Source organism: Thiomonas sp. 13-64-67 (assembly GCF_002282795.1).
Taxonomy (GTDB): Bacteria; Pseudomonadota; Gammaproteobacteria; order Burkholderiales; family Burkholderiaceae_C; genus Thiomonas; species Thiomonas arsenitoxydans.
Genome location: NZ_NCKP01000009.1, coordinates 44,528 through 61,544, shown reverse-complemented (window position 1 = coordinate 61,544; position 17,017 = coordinate 44,528). Strand labels below are relative to the sequence as shown.

The 17,017-nt window shown below is 60.7% G+C and carries 27 protein-coding genes; 21 read left to right on the top strand and 6 right to left on the bottom strand.

Annotated elements, in window-relative coordinates:
* The first annotated feature begins 11 nt into the window (after positions 1-11).
* From B7X30_RS03985 to B7X30_RS03975, 3 genes are read left to right on the top strand one after another with little or no spacing between them, the layout of a single operon-like run.
* Positions 12-575: a sigma-70 family RNA polymerase sigma factor gene (locus tag B7X30_RS03985; RefSeq protein ID WP_276708279.1), complete on the top strand. Its 564-nt coding sequence runs from the start codon at positions 12-14 to the stop codon at positions 573-575.
* Positions 572-1,306, top strand: a complete 735-nt coding sequence (locus B7X30_RS03980) for an anti-sigma factor (protein WP_286729169.1) — start codon at positions 572-574, stop codon at positions 1,304-1,306. The genes B7X30_RS03985 and B7X30_RS03980 overlap by 4 nt, the downstream gene beginning before the upstream one ends.
* 3 nt (positions 1,307-1,309) lie before the next feature.
* On the top strand, positions 1,310-1,756 hold the full coding sequence (locus B7X30_RS03975; RefSeq protein ID WP_286729168.1) for an HIT family protein: 447 nt from the start codon (positions 1,310-1,312) through the stop codon (positions 1,754-1,756).
* Between the two features lie 23 nt (positions 1,757-1,779).
* Here B7X30_RS03975 and ppk2 read toward each other — a convergent pair whose 3' ends face one another.
* The 6 genes from ppk2 to hemA all read right to left on the bottom strand — a co-directional run bounded on the left by ppk2 (position 1,780) and on the right by hemA (position 7,531).
* Positions 1,780-2,973: a polyphosphate kinase 2 gene (gene ppk2, locus B7X30_RS03970; RefSeq protein ID WP_286729167.1), complete on the bottom strand. Its 1,194-nt coding sequence runs from the start codon at positions 2,971-2,973 to the stop codon at positions 1,780-1,782.
* A 170-nt stretch (positions 2,974-3,143) separates the two neighbouring features.
* The gene (locus B7X30_RS03965; RefSeq protein ID WP_286729166.1) at positions 3,144-3,722 is read right to left on the bottom strand and encodes a UbiX family flavin prenyltransferase; all 579 of its coding nucleotides are present in this window, start codon (positions 3,720-3,722) and stop codon (positions 3,144-3,146) included.
* Between the two features lie 56 nt (positions 3,723-3,778).
* Positions 3,779-4,096, bottom strand: coding sequence for a Grx4 family monothiol glutaredoxin (gene grxD / locus B7X30_RS03960; RefSeq protein WP_013106911.1), 318 nt, complete (start codon positions 4,094-4,096; stop codon positions 3,779-3,781).
* Between the two features lie 35 nt (positions 4,097-4,131).
* Positions 4,132-5,052, bottom strand: a complete 921-nt coding sequence (gene prmC / locus B7X30_RS03955; RefSeq protein WP_286729164.1) for a peptide chain release factor N(5)-glutamine methyltransferase — start codon at positions 5,050-5,052, stop codon at positions 4,132-4,134.
* Between the two features lies 1 nt (position 5,053).
* Positions 5,054-6,130, bottom strand: coding sequence for a peptide chain release factor 1 (gene prfA, locus B7X30_RS03950; protein WP_286729163.1), 1,077 nt, complete (start codon positions 6,128-6,130; stop codon positions 5,054-5,056).
* Positions 6,131-6,223: 93 nt separating this feature from the next.
* On the bottom strand, positions 6,224-7,531 hold the full coding sequence (hemA, locus tag B7X30_RS03945) for a glutamyl-tRNA reductase (protein WP_156053455.1): 1,308 nt from the start codon (positions 7,529-7,531) through the stop codon (positions 6,224-6,226).
* 224 nt (positions 7,532-7,755) lie between these two features.
* Here hemA and B7X30_RS03940 point away from each other — a divergent pair, with 224 nt between their 5' ends.
* The 18 genes from B7X30_RS03940 (at position 7,756) to B7X30_RS03855 (ending at position 16,924) form a co-directional block, all read left to right on the top strand.
* A complete protein-coding gene (locus tag B7X30_RS03940) occupies positions 7,756-8,001 on the top strand; it encodes a hypothetical protein (protein ID WP_286729162.1) in 246 nt (81 codons plus the stop codon).
* Positions 8,002-8,247: 246 nt separating this feature from the next.
* Entirely contained in the window at positions 8,248-8,616 is a 369-nt protein-coding gene (gene rplN / locus B7X30_RS03935) for a 50S ribosomal protein L14 (RefSeq protein ID WP_013106906.1), read from the top strand.
* Between the two features lie 33 nt (positions 8,617-8,649).
* Entirely contained in the window at positions 8,650-8,967 is a 318-nt protein-coding gene (gene rplX, locus B7X30_RS03930) for a 50S ribosomal protein L24 (RefSeq protein ID WP_013124110.1), read from the top strand.
* An 11-nt stretch (positions 8,968-8,978) separates the two neighbouring features.
* A complete protein-coding gene (rplE, locus tag B7X30_RS03925; protein WP_013106904.1) occupies positions 8,979-9,518 on the top strand; it encodes a 50S ribosomal protein L5 in 540 nt (179 codons plus the stop codon).
* Positions 9,519-9,527: 9 nt separating this feature from the next.
* On the top strand, positions 9,528-9,833 hold the full coding sequence (gene rpsN / locus B7X30_RS03920) for a 30S ribosomal protein S14 (RefSeq protein WP_013106903.1): 306 nt from the start codon (positions 9,528-9,530) through the stop codon (positions 9,831-9,833).
* Positions 9,834-9,924: 91 nt separating this feature from the next.
* A complete protein-coding gene (gene rpsH, locus B7X30_RS03915; protein ID WP_013106902.1) occupies positions 9,925-10,323 on the top strand; it encodes a 30S ribosomal protein S8 in 399 nt (132 codons plus the stop codon).
* 13 nt (positions 10,324-10,336) lie between these two features.
* The gene (rplF, locus tag B7X30_RS03910; protein ID WP_013124109.1) at positions 10,337-10,870 is read left to right on the top strand and encodes a 50S ribosomal protein L6; all 534 of its coding nucleotides are present in this window, start codon (positions 10,337-10,339) and stop codon (positions 10,868-10,870) included.
* A gap of 14 nt (positions 10,871-10,884) precedes the next feature.
* The gene (gene rplR / locus B7X30_RS03905; RefSeq protein WP_286729200.1) at positions 10,885-11,241 is read left to right on the top strand and encodes a 50S ribosomal protein L18; all 357 of its coding nucleotides are present in this window, start codon (positions 10,885-10,887) and stop codon (positions 11,239-11,241) included.
* A 13-nt stretch (positions 11,242-11,254) separates the two neighbouring features.
* Positions 11,255-11,773, top strand: a complete 519-nt coding sequence (gene rpsE, locus B7X30_RS03900; RefSeq protein WP_286729158.1) for a 30S ribosomal protein S5 — start codon at positions 11,255-11,257, stop codon at positions 11,771-11,773.
* A gap of 5 nt (positions 11,774-11,778) precedes the next feature.
* The gene (gene rpmD / locus B7X30_RS03895) at positions 11,779-11,964 is read left to right on the top strand and encodes a 50S ribosomal protein L30 (protein WP_013124108.1); all 186 of its coding nucleotides are present in this window, start codon (positions 11,779-11,781) and stop codon (positions 11,962-11,964) included.
* 95 nt (positions 11,965-12,059) lie between these two features.
* Positions 12,060-12,506 (top strand): 50S ribosomal protein L15, encoded by a 447-nt coding sequence (gene rplO, locus B7X30_RS03890; protein ID WP_013106897.1) that lies wholly within the window; start codon positions 12,060-12,062, stop codon positions 12,504-12,506.
* A gap of 14 nt (positions 12,507-12,520) precedes the next feature.
* A complete protein-coding gene (gene secY / locus B7X30_RS03885) occupies positions 12,521-13,840 on the top strand; it encodes a preprotein translocase subunit SecY (RefSeq protein WP_013124107.1) in 1,320 nt (439 codons plus the stop codon).
* A 9-nt stretch (positions 13,841-13,849) separates the two neighbouring features.
* A complete protein-coding gene (gene infA, locus B7X30_RS03880) occupies positions 13,850-14,068 on the top strand; it encodes a translation initiation factor IF-1 (protein WP_013106895.1) in 219 nt (72 codons plus the stop codon).
* Between the two features lie 18 nt (positions 14,069-14,086).
* On the top strand, positions 14,087-14,200 hold the full coding sequence (gene rpmJ, locus B7X30_RS03875; protein WP_013106894.1) for a 50S ribosomal protein L36: 114 nt from the start codon (positions 14,087-14,089) through the stop codon (positions 14,198-14,200).
* A gap of 33 nt (positions 14,201-14,233) precedes the next feature.
* Positions 14,234-14,599 (top strand): 30S ribosomal protein S13, encoded by a 366-nt coding sequence (rpsM, locus tag B7X30_RS03870; RefSeq protein WP_013106893.1) that lies wholly within the window; start codon positions 14,234-14,236, stop codon positions 14,597-14,599.
* Between the two features lie 16 nt (positions 14,600-14,615).
* Positions 14,616-15,023, top strand: a complete 408-nt coding sequence (rpsK, locus tag B7X30_RS03865; protein WP_013106892.1) for a 30S ribosomal protein S11 — start codon at positions 14,616-14,618, stop codon at positions 15,021-15,023.
* 175 nt (positions 15,024-15,198) lie between these two features.
* Entirely contained in the window at positions 15,199-15,822 is a 624-nt protein-coding gene (gene rpsD, locus B7X30_RS03860) for a 30S ribosomal protein S4 (RefSeq protein WP_286729155.1), read from the top strand.
* Between the two features lie 115 nt (positions 15,823-15,937).
* Positions 15,938-16,924, top strand: a complete 987-nt coding sequence (locus B7X30_RS03855) for a DNA-directed RNA polymerase subunit alpha (protein WP_013124106.1) — start codon at positions 15,938-15,940, stop codon at positions 16,922-16,924.
* Positions 16,925-17,017: the final 93 nt, after the last annotated feature.

The following is a 17,017-nucleotide window of genomic DNA, read 5'->3' as shown; positions in this document are numbered from 1 at the left end:
ACGCTGCGCTCATGCCCGACCTGCAATCCCTGCTTGCCTACACCGCCCTGGCCGACCGCGACGCGTTCGGCCAGTTGTACGCGGCCACGCAAAACCGGGCCTGGGCGATCTGCCTGCGGCTGCTGCGCGACCGGTCGTTTGCCGAAGAGGCGATGCAGGATGCGTATGTGAAGGTCTGGCATCAGGCCGCAAGCTACCGGCCTGCTTTGGGTAGCCCGGAGGCCTGGATTTCCGCGCTGGTGCGCAACACCTGTCTCGATCGCCTGCGCGCCAACAAGCGCGAGGCGCAGTATGTCGTTTCACTGCAGGGCGATGAGGCGGATGATCCGCCCGAAATCGCGGATGACCGCACGCCTGAAGCGCTGCTCGAAGCCCGCTTGCAGGGCCAACCGATGGAGGATTGTTTGGGACAGTTGCAACCCCGCCAGCGTGATCTGCTCGCGGCGGCGTATGTCTTGGGGCAGTCGCACGCCGAAGTCGCCCGCGAGCGCGCTCTGCCGCTGGGCACGGTGAAAACGCTGATCCGGCGCGCGGTGCTGTTTTTGCGCGACTGTCTGGGGGAGGGCGCAAGGTGACGCTGCCCGCACGCTACCGCAACAGCGATCTGCTCGACCGGCTGGCGGCCGACTGGCTCACAGGCGGGCTCAGCCCGGCTGCGCAGCGTCGCGCCCAGCGTTTGCTGGAGCAGAGCCCTGAGTTTGCCCAAGCGGTGCAAGGCTGGCGCACGCGGCTCGATGCCAGCTTGCTGTCGGCAGCGCAAATCGGTCAGCCGTCCGACTCGGTCTGGCAGGGCATCACCGCGCGCCTCGATTCCCCGCGCGTGACTCAGCCTGCGGGGGCTGGTAAGTCGACGTCTTGGGGCGTTGAAGCCTGGCGGCGCTTGTCTCTGTGGCTCGGCGGCGTGGCCGTGGCAGCGGTGGCCTTTTCAGTCGTGGTGCTGGTGCAGAACCCGGAGGTCGGCCGTGGTACGGCCGCTCCGGTGCAGATGGCGGCGTTGATGCATGGCGCGGGCGGGCAGGCCGCCGTTGTGACGGTGCAGAACGGCAAACTGACTTTGACGGCCGTTGGCGCCATGACGCCACCCAGCGGCAAGAGCTACCAACTCTGGCTGTTGCCCACGCAGGGCGCCCCCATTTCTTTGGGCGTCGTGGCGGCGGGACAGAGCCGCTACCCCATTCCCAAGTCGGCGCAGTCGCATCTGTCGCAGGCCAAGGCGTTTGCCGTCAGCGTGGAGCCGCCCGGTGGTTCTCCCACAGGCCTGCCGACCGGGCCGGTGATCATGGTGGGCGCGGCGCAGCGCGCGTGAGCGATGTCGAGCGAAACGGCCTGCGCACTCTGTGAGACCGACGGCGGGCGGCTGATCTGGCGCGGTGCGGAATTCCGCCTGATCCGGGCAGACGACGCCCTGCTTCCGGCGTTTTACCGGGTGGTGTGGAATGCGCATGTGGCCGAGTTCAGCGACTTGAGCGCGCTGCAGCGCCTGACCTGCCTGGACGCGGTGGCGCTGGCCGAGCAGTCGCTGCGCGAAACGCTGGCACCCGACAAAATCAACCTCGCCAGCCTGGGCAATGTGGTGCCGCATCTGCACTGGCATGTCATCGCGCGCTGGCGCTGGGACGCTTATTGGCCGCAATCTGCCTGGTCTGCTGCGCAGCGCCCAGCCGATGAGGCCATGCTGGTCAGCCTCGGTGCGCGCCTGCCGGAGGTGGATGCGGTTTTGAAGCGCGCGTTCGCACAGCGTTTCGGCGGGGAATAAGTCGAAAAATCAGATCAGGGCGATCAGACGTACTCGCCTTTGCTCAGATCGTGCTCACCGCGCTCGTGAATGAAGTTGGCGCGGCCGACGATGAGGTTGTCCACCTCGCCGATGCGCGTCACATCCTTGCCGGTGTAGGGCAGCGAATGCAGCACGTAGCGCATGGCGTTGAGGCGCGCGCGCTTCTTGTCGTTCGACTTCACCACAGTCCAGGGGGAATCGGCCGTGTCGGTGTGGAAGAACATGGCCTCTTTGGCGCGGGTGTAGTCGTCCCACTTGTCGAGCGAGGCCATGTCGATGGGCGACAGCTTCCACTGCTTGAGCGGGTGCACCTGTCGCTCCTTGAAGCGGCGGCGCTGCTCGTCCTGGCTGACTGAGAACCAGAACTTGATGAGATGAATGCCGCTGCGCACCAGATTGCGCTCGAACTCCGGCGCTTGGCGCAGAAATTCGTGGTACTCGGCGTCGGTGCAAAACCCCATCACGCGCTCGACCCCAGCCCGGTTGTACCAAGAGCGGTCAAACAGCACGATCTCGCCGGCCGTGGGCAGATGCTGCACATAGCGCTGGAAATACCACTGGCCGCGTTCGACCTCGCTAGGTTTTTCGAGCGCCACCACGCGCGCGCCACGGGGGTTGAGGTGCTCCATCACCCGTTTGATGGTGCCGCCCTTGCCCGCTGCGTCGCGCCCCTCGAACAGAATGATCACACGCTGTCGGCTTTCCTTCACCCAGGCCTGCAGCTTGAGCAGCTCGGTTTGCAGCACGAATTTCTGCCGCTCGTAATCTCGCCGCAGCATCTTGAATTTGTAGGGATAGCCGCCCTTGCGCCAGTCTTCGGCCAGCTCATCACTGGTGTGTTGCGGGGCGGGCTCGTCCGCCGGCATGCCCAGCGCCGCCCGCATGGCCGCTGCATCGTCGGGGGCGTCACCCTCCAGGATGGCTTGCACGCCTTCGTTGTGGAGGTCTACAGGCGGCGGGCCTTTGAGGATGGTGTCGAGCGCCGCCAGTTCAGCCTGCTGCGCCGCCTCTTGCGACTGATCGATCACGAACTTGCGCACGCCAGCAGGCGTGAGATGCGGCGGAATGTCGCCTCGCGCAACCTTGTTGTGGGCGGTGTTGTGCGCGGCCTGGCGCTGCTGTGCCGACTTTGCCGGGCTGACCCGCTTGCGCGCAGGCCGTGCTGTTGTTTTACGTGGGGCGGTGGGTGAATTCATGGCATCTCCAAGTAGATACTGCCTTTATAGACCCTGGGTGCGGCCGCTCACAATGACATTGGACAAACGGCAGCGCTTATAAGCGCCCCCAGGGCCGGGCTGCGCCCAGCCCGCCCCCCGTGGGGGTCAAGGAAACTTGGGGCGGCCCGGCGTTTCCTTGAGCGCTGTGTTCAGCTTGACCTGACCCCCGACCACTCCTCGCCGAGATCGTGGGCGATGGCGAACTGGTCGAGCACGCGCGCCAGGCTGGCGTCGACCATCGCTTCGATGCTGGCGGGCCGCAGATAGAACGCGGGCAGGGGCGGGAAAATGACGCCGCCCATTTCCGTGACGGCGGTCATATTGCGTAGATGGGCGAGGTTGAGCGGCGCCTCGCGCGGCAGCAGCACCAGCTTGCGGCGCTCTTTCAGGCACACGTCTGCCGCGCGGGTGATGAGGTTGTCGCAAAAACCGTGGGCAATGGCTGCCAGAGAGCGCATGGAGCAGGGCGCCACCACCATGCCCAAGGAGGAAAACGAGCCGCTGGCAATGGTCGCGCCGATGTCGCCGACGGGATGCACCACATCCGCCAGCGCCTCGACTGCCTTGCGGTCGAGGTCCATTTCCACCTTGAGGTTGAGCACGCCGGCGGCGGAAATCAGCAGATGCGTCTCAACGCCGCCGAGCCGCTGCAGATGTTGCAGCAGTCGCACGCCATAGACGATGCCCGTCGCTCCGGTCAGCGCCACGATGAGTCTTGGCCGGGTCATGGGAGCGGCGGGCTGAAGGGGGGCGTCAAGCGAATGTGAGTCAAACGAATGCGCGCTTATTTCAGGCTGCCCAGCAGAGCTTGCAGCTCGCCGCTTTGCGCCATCTCGGCCATGATGTCCGAGCCGCCGACGAATTCGCCCTTGACGTAAAGCTGCGGGATGGTGGGCCAGTTGGCGTATTCCTTGATGCCCTGGCGAATGCCTTCGTCCTGCAGCACGTCCACAGCCTTGATCTGGCTGACGCCGCACGACTTGAGCAACTGCACCGCGCGCCCTGAAAAACCGCACATGGGGAATTGCGGCGAGCCTTTCATGAACAGCACTACGTCGTTGTTCTTGACGATTTGATCAATTTGCTCTTGCACACTGGACATGGCGGCATTTCCTGGTTGATGTCGATCAAGCAATTTTAGAGGGCGGCCGGTTTTGTTGCGGACGGGAGCCTATTTCGAGAATCGCCGCAACCAGCCGCGACTATCCCGCCGCTCACCCGTTCGATACCGGCCAGATCACGTGCGCTGAACACCTTGCGATACCCGTGAGCCTCCAGCAAATCGCGCACGGCGGCCGCCTGATCGTAGCCATGCTCCAGCAGCAGACAGCCGTCGTCCCGCAGAAACCGGTCGGCCTGCGCAATGATCTGGTGCAGATCGCCCAGCCCGTCCGGGTTGGGATGCTGGCCGGTCAGCGCGAGGGCGGGTTCATGGCGCAAGGCGGGCAGATGCGGGTCGTGCGCAGCGATGTAAGGCGGGTTGGAAACAATGCAGTCGAAGCGCGCTGTCGTCGCCGGGGGTTGCAAGGCATCCCACCAGTTGGACTGGAGAAAGTGCACTTCGCCGCCTGCGCGTCGGGCATCGAGCAGCCGCTGCGCATTGCTTTGCGCCACGGCGAGCGCGGCAGCGCTGGCGTCCAAGGCCCAGACCCGCACATGCGGGCGGGCATGGGCGATGGCGATGGCAATCGCTCCGCTGCCGGTGCCCATATCGAGCACCGTGGGCGCGTGGGTGGCGGGCAGGGCGTCGAGATGGCGCAGGGAGAGTTCCACCAACAATTCGGTATCCGGGCGGGGAATGAGCACATCGGGGGTTACTTCGAAACTCAGGCCGAAAAACTCGCGCTCTCCCAGCACATAGGCCAGCGGTTCGCCGCCGAGCAGGCGCGTCGCCAGCGCCTGCAGCCGGGTCAGTTCGGCCGTCTCAAGCAGGCGTTCGGGATGGGCGGCTTGCTGGGCGCGGCTCCAGCCGAGTACGGCCTCGATGAGGGCCTGTGCGTCCAGCCGGGGTAGGCCGCAGGTTCGCGTCCAAGCGGCCAGATCGCGCGGCGCTGTCATCTCATGCTCCTAAGGCTGCTAGTTGCGCGGCCTGATCTTCGGTGCGCAGGGCGGTGAGCAGCTCGTCGAGGTCGCCGTCCAGGATGGCGTCGATTTTGTAGAGGGTGAGGTTGATGCGGTGCTCGCTGACCCGGCCCTGTGGAAAGTTGTAGGTGCGGATGCGGTCGGAGCGGTCGCCGCTGCCCACCAGGCTTTTGCGGGTGGCCGCTTCCTCCGCCTGCCGGGCCTGTCGTTCTCGCTCGGCCAGACGCGCGGCCAGTACCGACAGTGCGCGCGCCTTGTTGCGGTGCTGCGAGCGCTCGTCCTGACACTCCACGACCAGCCCGGTGGGCAGGTGGGTGATGCGTATGGCCGAGTCGGTCTTGTTGATGTGCTGCCCGCCCGCACCCGAGGCGCGAAAGGTGTCGATGCGCAAGTCGGAAGGATTAATCTGGATCGCCTGAGCCTCATCCATTTCGGGCATCACGGCCACGGTGGCCGCACTGGTATGAATGCGTCCCTGCGTCTCGGTCTTGGGCACACGCTGCACGCGGTGGCCGCCCGATTCGTATTTCAGCAGACCGTAGGCGCCTTCACCCGCGACGCGCAGAATCACTTCCTTGTATCCGCCGAGATCGCTCGGGCTCTCGCTGATCACTTCGGTCGCCCAGCGCTTGCGCTCGGCATAGCGCGCATACATGCGCAGCAAGTCGGCGGCGAACAGCGCGGACTCTTCACCCCCCGTCCCGGCCCGGATTTCCACGAACACGTTGCGGCTATCGTCCGGGTCGCGCGGCAACAAGGCGACCTGAAGCTGGGCTTCAAGCGCGTCGAGGGCAGCGCGTGCATCCTGAATTTCCTGCTGCGCCAGCTCCTTCATGTCAGGGTCGCTCAACAACGATTCCGCCTGCGACAGGTCTTCTGTTTTTGCCTTGTATTGCACATACAGCCCGACCACGGCTTGCAGCTCGGCCAGTTCCCGCGTCATGTTGCGAAAGCGCTGCAGATCCGCGGTGCAATCGGGTGCGGCAAGCAAGGCGTCAAGCTCGTCGGCCCGGCGTTGCATCTGCTCCAGTTTGTCCAGCAGGGAAGGTTTCATGGGGGATGTGGAACAGCCGCGCCTGAGTGCGCGGGCGGTAAACCGAAGGCGTTATAAAAAGAAGCGCCGGATTTGGAGGGCGCGGAGGACGCGCTAGACCTGCGAGTCAGAGGGGGAATCGGAATCGCGTCGGTGCGGGCACAGAAACACCCGCTCGACCGCCTGCGCCACGACTTGGCGATGAGACGGATCGCCCTGGTGCAGCGCGGTGAAGGCGCCGTGCAGGAATTTGTGCGACAGGCCCCGCGCGAGTGCGTCCAGCACGGCCTCGGGCGACTCGCCCCGAGCCAGCAGACGTCGGGCGCGTTCGACCTCGTGCGTCTGCCACTGTTCGCTTTGCGACTGCAGTCGTTGAATGAGGGGCACCTGCGAGCGCAGATCAAGCCATTCGAGAAAACCATGCACCCGGTTTTCGATAATGGCCTCGGCCTGTTCGATCGCGGCCTGGCGCTTCTCCGTATTGCTGCGCACCAATGCAGACAGATCGTCGACCGAATACAAATAGACATCGCGCAGTTGCGCGACCTCGGGCTCAATGTCGCGCGGTACGGCCAGATCGACCATGACCATGGGTTTGTGCCGCCGCTGTTTGATGCTGCGTTCAACCGCGCCCAGACCGATGATCGGCAGGCTGCTGGCGGTGCTGGTCACGACCACATCAAATTCGCCCAGCCGCTGCGGCATGTCGGTCAGCCGAATGGCTTCCGCCCCGAACCGCTGTGCCAGATGGGCGCCGCGCTCCACGGTGCGATTGGCGATCACCATGCTCTTGGGATGGTGCGCGGAAAAATGCGTGGCCACAAGTTCGATCATGTCGCCCGCGCCGATGAACAACACGCGACACTCCTGAAGGCTCTCGAACACAGTTTGTGCCAGGTGCACGCTGGCTGCTGCCATGCTGACCGAATGAGCGCCGATTTCCGTATTGGTGCGTACCTCTTTGGCCACGGAAAAAGTTCGCTGAAACATCTGGTTCAGCGTGCTGCCCAGAGCGCCCGAATCCGAGGCGACCCGCACCGCTTCCTTCATCTGCCCCAGAATCTGCGGCTCGCCGAGCACCATGGAGTCCAGACCGCTGGCCACACGGAAGGCGTGTCGAACGGTACCGTCTTGTACCAGGCGATAACTATGGTCGGCCAGATCATCGAACTGCACTTGGCGCTCGGTGGACAGCCAGTGCAATAGGGCATCACGCGGGTCGCTTTCGGCCGCGCAATAGATTTCAGTGCGGTTGCAGGTCGATAGAATGGCCGCTTCGATGGGGCCATTTCGGCGCCCGTTCAGCATGTTCACCTTCAGCCGTTGAAGCGCGTCTACCAAGGTATCGGCAGAAAACGCCAGCCGCTCGCGTACCCCGACGGGTGCGGTTTGGTGGTTGAGTCCGATGGCAGCGAGCAACATAATCAGATCGTGATTTTAAGAACTGTCGCGACTTTGAGCGACTGATCTTGATCAAACCAAGAATGCGCTTGGGGCCTTCAAAGGTGACATTGTCCACCATTAAACGACCTGGTGCATCGGTGCAAACAGCAGGTTTCGCGTATTGCTGACGTTCTTCCCGCACGATTTCTTCGAGAATTTTCATGCTCCCCCTCTTTTTATCGTGGCTGATCCAGACAAGCCTCATGCCCTTGTTTGTGGGCGCCTTGACCGGGGGATTGGCGCACCTGGCCTGGGGAGGTGGCTGCGCCGCCAGTTGGGGACGCCGAGCGAGTTGGGCGGCGATCGGTGCGCTGCTGTTGCATCTCGTACTCGTGGGGGGCGGATTGCTTCGCGAAGGATCGATCTGGGATTACGCTGCCGTACTGCTGGCGGCCACTCTCATCAGTGCTGTCGCTTGCCGGGGTGGCCGCGTCACCAAACGCTCTTGAGCATCAAAGGCGGAAGGTCGCGAAAAAGGAGTTGACAACGGCTTTGCGCCCTTGCATAATTCAATGCTTCGCCGTTTTGCAGCTCTTTAAAGGGTGCAGAGAAGCGCGAAGCCAGCCGATGTTCGTGATGCTGCGAGTTGGCGCACGGCGGCTGCTGAACAAAAACTGAGCAACACAGATCAATTCCCGCACCAGGGAGCCAAGACTGGCGCATTTTTTGCGACTAAGTTGGGTGAAGGAAACTACATGATTCAGACGCAATCCAGACTGGATGTCGCCGACAATACGGGCGCCAAATCCGTCATGTGCATCAAGGTGCTGGGCGGCTCCAAGCGCCGCTACGCCGGCGTGGGCGACATCATCAAGGTCAGCATCAAAGAGGCTGCCCCGCGCGGTCGCGTGAAAAAAGGTGAGGTTTACAGTGCCGTCGTGGTGCGTACCGCCAAGGGTGTCCGTCGTGCGGACGGCTCCTTGATCAAGTTCGATGGCAATGCGGCCGTGCTGCTCAATGCCAAACTCGAGCCCATCGGTACGCGCATTTTCGGCCCGGTGACGCGTGAACTGCGTACCGAGCGCTTCATGAAGATCGTGTCTCTGGCGCCTGAGGTTCTTTGAGCCCTGCTCTGAGCTGTCGAAAAAGGATTTGTGATGAACAAGATTCGCAAAGATGACGAAGTGATTGTCATTGCTGGCAGCGACAAGGGTCGCCGCGGCAAAGTGGCGGCTCGTGTGGATGCCGACCATATCGTGGTCGAGGGTGTGCATACGGTCAAGAAGAATGTGCGCCCCAATCCGATGAAGGGCGAGGCGGGTGGTGTGGTGTCCCGCGACCTGGCGATTCATCAAAGCAATGTGGCTATTTACAACCCCGCGACCGGCAAGGCGGATCGCGTCGGCTTCAAGACTCTGGGTGATGGCGCCAAAGTGCGCGTCTTCAAATCCAGTGGCGAGCAGATCAAGGGCTGACCGGAGGATTTATGTCGCGCCTGCAGACGATTTATAAAGACAAAGTCGTGCCCGAATTGATGGCCAAGTTTGGCTACAAGTCGGTCATGGAAGTGCCCCGCCTGACCAAGGTGACACTCAATATGGGTGTGTCCGAGGCGGTGGCTGATAAAAAAGTGATGGAGCACGCGGTGGGTGATCTCACCAAGATCGCGGGCCAAAAGCCGGTTGTCACCAGGTCGCGCAAGGCGATTGCCGGATTCAAAATCCGCGAAGACCTGCCTATCGGCTGCATGGTGACCTTGCGTGGTGGTCGCATGTACGACTTCCTCGATCGTTTTGTGACTATCGCCCTGCCGCGTGTACGCGATTTCCGCGGCATCTCCGCGCGTGCTTTCGACGGTCGTGGCAACTACAACATCGGGGTCAAAGAGCAGATCATCTTCCCGGAAATCGAGTACGACAAGATCGATGCGCTGCGCGGTCTGAATATCAGCGTGACCACGACGGCGAAAACCGACGAGGAGTGCAAGGCCTTGCTCGCCGCGTTCCGCTTCCCTTTCAAGAACTGAAGAATCATCATGGCGAAACTGTCCCTGATCAACCGCGAAAAGAAGCGCGAAGACTTGGTTGCAAAATTTGCATCGAAGCGCGCTGAACTGCAGGCCATCGTTGATGACGCCTCCAAGTCTTTTGAAGAGCGCTACGAGGCGCGCTTGAAGATTCAGCAGATGCCGCGCAATTCCAGTCCAACCCGGCTGCGCAATCGCTGCGCCATCACCGGTCGCCCGCGTGGGACGTTCCGCCAGTTCGGGTTGTCGCGCAGCAAGATTCGCGAGCTGGCGTTCCGCGGGGAAATCCCCGGCGTGACCAAATCCAGCTGGTAATCGGTCACACAGACAAGTTGAGTTCGGTTGTCACGTATCGATTATTGCGTTGCTTGCCGACTAGACGCCAAAAGTTTTTAGGAGAGTATTGATGAGCATGAGTGATCCCATCGCCGACATGCTGACGCGTATTCGTAACGCGCAGATGGTCGAGAAGGCGAAGGTAACGATGCCAGCTTCCAAGATCAAAGCTGCAATCGCTCAGGTCCTGCACGAAGAGGGCTATATCGACGGCTTCAATATCCGTCGTGAGAGTGATGCCAAGGCGAATCTTGAGATTTCGTTGAAGTACTACGCGGGCAAACCGGTGATCGAGCGTCTTGAGCGCGTCAGTCGCCCGGGCCTGCGCGTCTATCGCGGCAAAGAAGCCATTCCCCAAGTGATGAATGGCCTGGGCGTTGCCATCGTTTCGACTCCCCGTGGGCTGATGACCGACCGCAAGGCGCGTCAAGTCGGCGTGGGTGGCGAAGTTCTCTGCTACGTCGCTTAAGGAGAGAACGGACATGTCACGTATTGCCAAATATCCGGTTGCAGTGCCGGCAGGTGTTGAGGTCAGCCTCAGTGCCGAGACTATCGCCATCAAGGGCGGGCTCGGCAAGCTGGAGCGTGCCCAATACGCCGGCGTGCGGATCGCCCAAGAAAATGGGGAACTGACTTTCGCGCCGGCCGACGAGTCTCGTGAGTCGCATGCCATGTCGGGAACCATGCGTGCCCTGGTTGCGGGCATGGTGCACGGCGTGTCCAAGGGTTTTGAGCGCAAGCTCACCCTGGTTGGTGTGGGCTTCAAGGCTCAGGCTCAAGGCGCCAAGTTGAATCTCTCGTTGGGTTTTTCCCATCCCATCGTCAAGGACATGCCTGAGGGCATCAAGGTCGAAACGCCGACTCCCACCGAGATCGTCATCAAGGGTGTGGATAAGCAACTCGTTGGCCAGATCGCTGCCGAAGTTCGTGCCTATCGTCCGCCTGAGCCCTACAAGGGCAAGGGTGTGCGTTACGCCGACGAAGTGGTGGTGATCAAGGAAACCAAGAAGAAGTAAGGGCCAGGATCATGATCAGCAAAAACATTTCCCGCTTGCGCCGTGCCCAGGCAACTCGCCGCCGTATCGCGCGTCTGCGTGTGGTTCGTCTGTCGGTGCATCGCACCAATCAGCATATTTACGCCAACATCATTTCCGCCGAGGGCGACCGCGTGCTCGCCTCTGCATCAACCGTGGAAGCGGAAGTTCGCGGACAACTGGGCGGGCATGGCGGCAACCTGGCAGCCGCGGTTGCCGTGGGCACCCGTATTGCCGAGAAGGCCAAGGCGGCCGGCATCGACACCGTCGCTTTCGACCGTTCGGGTTTTCACTTTCATGGGCGCGTCAAGGCGCTCGCTGAGGCTGCGCGTGAAGCCGGCCTGAAGTTCTGAGAACGAGCACATCATGGCTAAAGTTCAAAACAAGTTTTCCAACGAAGCGCGCGACGATGGTCTGCGCGAGAAGATGATTGCGGTCAACCGCGTCACCAAAGTCGTCAAGGGCGGTCGTATTCTCGGTTTCGCCGCCTTGACCGTGGTGGGCGACGGCGATGGCCGCATCGGCATGGGTAAAGGCAAGGCGCGTGAAGTGCCTGTGGCCGTTCAAAAGGCCATGGAGCAAGCGCGTCGCAATATGGTGAAAGTGCCCCTGAAGGGCGGCACGCTGCACCACAAGGTGATGGGCCAGCATGGTGCTTCGAACGTCATGATGCTGCCTGCTGTGCAGGGTACGGGCATCATCGCGGGTGGCCCAATGCGCGCCATGTTCGAAGTGCTAGGGGTGACCGACATTGTGGCTAAGAGCCACGGTTCGTCCAACCCGTACAACATGGTCCGCGCAACGCTCGACGCCTTGACTAATATGAACTCCGCTCAGGAGATCGCCATGAAGCGTGGCAAGACCGTTGAAGAAATTCTGGGTTGAACATCATGAGTGACAAGAAAACCATCAAGGTCAAGCTGGTTCGCAGCGTGATCGGCACGCGCGATTCGCATCGTGCGACGGTGCGTGGCCTCGGTCTGCGCAAGCTGGGCAGCGTGCGTGAGCTAGAAGACACGGCTGCCGTGCGTGGCATGGTCCGCAAGGTCAGTTATCTGGTTGAAATCTGCGAATAAAGCCGATTCAGATCGGGCGCAAACCAGCGGCTGATCCAGCTTCGGTTTGCGCGCAACAGCAGAATTTGTGAAATTCGCGATTAGTGAGATTCAATATGCAACTCAACACCATCAAACCCGCCGCTGGCGCCAAGCACGCCAAGCGCCGCGTTGGCCGCGGAATTGGATCGGGTCTCGGTAAGACCGCGGGCCGCGGTCACAAGGGCCAAAAATCGCGTTCCGGCGGTTTCCACAAGGTGGGCTTCGAAGGCGGTCAAATGCCCTTGCAGCGCCGCCTGCCCAAGCGCGGCTTCAAGTCGCCGATTGCGCGCTACAGCGCGCAGGTCACTCTGGCTGATCTGAACCGCATGCAGGAAGACGAAATCGACATGCTCACGCTCAAGGCTCACGGACTGGTGCCTGATCTGTCGCGTACCGTCAAGGTTATAGCTTCGGGTCAGATCGCTCGCGCTGTCAAACTACAGGGCATTCTGGCAACCAAGGGCGCCCGCAGCGCCATCGAGGCGGCCGGCGGAAGCATCGCCGAAGTCGCAGCAGCCTGAACGGACGTCTCGACATGGCCAGCACAGGCGTGACTCAGCAGGGCAAGTACGGCGACCTCGGTCGTCGTCTGCTGTTCCTGCTCGGCGCACTGGTGGTGTACCGCATTGGTGCACACATCCCTGTGCCCGGAATCGATCCGACGCATCTGCAACAACTTTTCCAGAACAATTCGAGCGGCATTTTGGGCCTGTTCAATATGTTCTCAGGTGGAGCGCTGGCACGTTTCACGGTATTTGCGCTGGGGATCATGCCGTATATCTCGGCGTCGATCATCATGCAATTGCTCACTTATGTGGTGCCCTCGCTCGAAGCCCTCAAAAAGGAAGGTGAGGCAGGGCGGCGCAAGACGACACAATACACGCGCTATTTCACTTTGGTGCTGGCGCTTTTTCAGTCCTTCGGTATTGCAGTGGCGCTGCAGGCTTCCCCTGGCCTGGTCATCAGTCCTGGCATCGGTTTTCAGCTATCTGCCGTGCTGACCCTGACCTCTGGCACCATGTTTCTGATGTGGCTGGGTGAGCAAATCACCGAGCGTGGTCTGGGGAATGGTATTTCCATCATTATTTTCTCGGGTATTGTGGCTGGTTTGCCTTCCGCGATCGCCGGGCTGATGGAGTTGGTCAGTACAGGCGCGATGAGTGTATTGGTGGCGCTGTTCGTATTAGCCATCGTGGTGCTGGTGACCTATTTCGTGGTATTTGTCGAGCGGGGTCAGCGCAAGATTCTGGTGAACTACGCGCGGCGGCAGGTGGGCAATAAGGTGTATGGTGGACAAAGCTCGCATCTGCCCCTGAAGTTGAATATGGCAGGCGTGATTCCACCGATTTTTGCATCGTCCATTATTTTGCTTCCCGCAACGGCAGTGAGCTGGTTTGGTGCTGCCAAAGGTATGGGCTGGTTGAAGGATATTGCCGGTGCGCTTTCGCCAGGGCAGCCGCTCTACATTCTGTTGTACGCCACTGCGATCATTTTCTTTGCTTTTTTCTACACGGCCTTGGTTTTCAATAGCCGTGAAACTGCCGATCAGCTCAAAAAAGGCGGCGCGTTCATTCCTGGCATTCGGCCAGGGGAGCAGACCGCCAAATTCATCGACAAGGTGCTGATGCGCCTGACGTTGGTGGGGGCGATTTACATCACTTTGGTTTGCCTGCTGCCGGAGTTTCTTGTATTGAAATACAATGTGCCGTTCAGTTTTGGTGGAACTTCGCTGCTGATCATTGTGGTGGTCACCATGGATTTCATGGCGCAAGTGCAAGCTTATGCCATGTCGCATCAGTACGATGCCCTGCTGAAAAAAGCCAATTTCAAATCGGGTCTTGGCGGGGTGCGTTAACGGAGTTTTATGGCCAAGGACGATGTCATTCAGATGCAGGGGGAGATTCTCGAAAATCTCCCGAACGCAACCTTCCGCGTCAAGCTGGAAAACGGCCACACGGTTTTGGGGCATATTTCCGGAAAAATGCGCATGCATTACATCCGCATTCTTCCGGGAGACAAGGTCACGGTTGAGCTGACGCCCTACGATTTGTCACGTGCGCGGATTGTGTTCCGCGCCAAGTAATAGCAAGAGAGGATCATCATGAGAGTGAGCGCATCGGTTAAAAAAATGTGCCGTAATTGCAAGATTATTCGTCGCAAAGGTGTTGTGCGTGTGATTTGCACCGACCCGCGTCACAAGCAGCGCCAGGGTTGAGCCCAAATCATTTTTTGAAGTTCGAGGTATTCAATGGCACGTATTGCTGGTATTAACATTCCGCCACATCAACACTCCGAAATCGGCCTCACGGCGATTTACGGCATTGGTCGCACCACCGCGCGCGCCATTTGTGATGCTTCGGGCGTTCCCTACAACAAGCGGATCAAGGATCTGTCCGACGCCGATCTGGAGAAGGTGCGCGAAGCCATTGGCAAGCTCACCATCGAGGGTGACCTGCGTCGCGAGATCTCCGTCAACATCAAGCGCCTGATGGATCTGGGTTGCTATCGTGGCTTCCGCCATCGTCGCGGCCTGCCCGTGCGTGGTCAGCGCACCCGCACCAATGCCCGCACCCGCAAGGGACCGCGCAAGGGCAGCATCACGCTGAAGAAATAAGTAAGGAACATCGCAAATGGCTAAACCGTCTTCCCAAAACTCCGCAGCCCAGCGCGCACGCAAGAAGGTTCGCAAGAACGTCTCTGACGGCATTGCGCACGTTCACGCGTCGTTCAACAACACCATCATCACCATCACCGACCGTCAGGGCAACGCGCTGTCGGCATCGTCTTCGGGTGCGCAAGGCTTTAAGGGTTCGCGCAAATCCACCCCGTTTGCGGCGCAGGTTGCTGCCGAGCAGGCGGGCCGTGTGGCGCTGGAATACGGCATCAAGAACCTGGAAGTCTTCATCAAAGGCCCGGGCCCGGGGCGTGAGTCGTCGGTGCGCGCACTGAACAACCTCGGCATCAAGGTCACGCTCATCGAAGATGTGACGCCGATCCCGCACAACGGCTGCCGTCCGCCGAAGCGTCGCCGCGTCTGATTTTGTTGATAGGTTTTGTCGGCAGGTTTTGTTGAATTTTTGTTGCACTGATTTGTAGAACTATCCCCGCGCCCTTTGGTCGTCTAGTCGGCCCTGGGCGCGTTTTCAAGCCCACTGCCCGATTGTTCGGGCTCCCATGCAATTCACGGCATGGCAGTATTGAAAGGAATTCCAAGTGGCTCGTTTTATTGGCGCCAAAGGCAAACTCACCCGCCGCGAAGGCGCAGACCTCTTTCTCAAGAGCGCACGCCGCGGTATCGACTCCAAGGTCAAGCTCGAAACTAAACCGGGTCAGCACGGCCGCACTTCTGGTGCCCGCACGTCCGACTACGGCAAGCAACTGCGTGAAAAGCAGAAGGTCAAGCGGATGTATGGCGTGCTTGAGCGCCAATTCCGCCGCTATTACGAAGAAGCGCAACGCCGCTCTGGCAATACCGGCACCAATCTGCTGATGCTGCTGGAATCGCGCCTGGACAATGTGGTGTATCGCATGGGTTACGGCTCGACCCGCGCTGAAGCGCGCCAGTTGGTCAGCCATCGCTCGATCACTGTCAACGGCAAGGTGTTGAATATCCCCTCGGCGCTGGTGAAGACGGGCGATGTGATCGCGGTGCGTGAAAAGTCGCGCAATCAGGCCCGCATCCAGGAATCTGTGAAACTGGCTGAGTCGAATGGTTTCCCTGCCTGGGTGCAGGTGGATGGCGCCAAGATGGAAGGCGTCTTTAAGAAGGCCCCGGACCGCGATGAATTTGGCAACGACATCAACGAGTCGCTGATCATCGAGTTGTACTCGCGTTAATTTTTATCCACGCCCCGGACTCCCGGGGTGTGTTCGTGCCTTGCCAACGCTGGCAGCGGCCGCTCACCTCAGCCTTATCCGCGTAACGTGCGGAGGGTATTGAACAGGAAGCCTTATGCAAACTGCACTTCTTCGCCCCAAGTCGATTCAGGTCGAATCTCTCGGTCACAACCGTTCCAAAGTGGTGCTCGAACCTTTCGAGCGCGGCTACGGACACACCCTTGGCAACGCGCTGCGCCGCGTCATGCTGTCGTCGCTGGTCGGTTATGCGCCGACCGAGGTCAGCATCAACGGCGTGCTCCACGAGTACTCTGTGGTCGACGGCCTGCAGGAAGATGTGATCGGCGTGCTGCTCAACCTCAAAGGCGTGGTGCTCAAGCTGCACAACCGTGACGAAGTCACCCTGTCGCTGCGCAAGGAAGGCGAAGGCGTGGTGACTGCGGCTGATATTCAGACGCCTCACGATGTCGAGATCGTCAACCCGGATCACGTGATCGCGCATCTGTCGCAAGGCGGCAAGCTCGACATGCAGATCAAGGTCGAAAAGGGTCGTGGCTACGTCCCCGGCACCCTGCGTAATTTCGGCGAAGAAGGCGGCAAGAGCATTGGTCATATCGTGCTCGACGCTTCGTTCTCGCCGGTGCGCCGCGTCAGCTATGCCGTGGAAAGCGCCCGCGTGGAGCAGCGAACCGATCTGGACAAGCTGGTCATGGAAATCGAGACCAACGGCGTGATCAGCGCGGAAGAAGCCATTCGTTCGTCAGCGCGCATTCTGGTTGAGCAGTTGTCGGTGTTCGCCAGCCTGGAAGGCGCCGAGACGACCGAGGCCGCCGAGGCGGCTGCGGGTGGACAGACCTACGATCCGATCCTGCTGCGCCCGGTTGACGAGCTCGAACTGACGGTACGTTCGGCCAACTGCCTCAAGGCCGAGAACATCTATTACATCGGCGACCTGATTCAGCGTAGCGAAACCGAACTGCTCAAGACCCCCAACCTGGGCCGCAAGTCGCTCAACGAAATCAAGGAAGTGCTCGCCGCGCGCGGGCTGACGCTGGGCATGAAGCTCGACAACTGGCCGCCCAGCGGCTTGGACAAGCGCTGAGCGAACCTCGTTGATCAATCTCGTTGATTACAAGCTTTTTGATGACAAGTTTCGCCGGGTGGAGTACCCGGCAGTGCAGGGCCAGTACCTGAT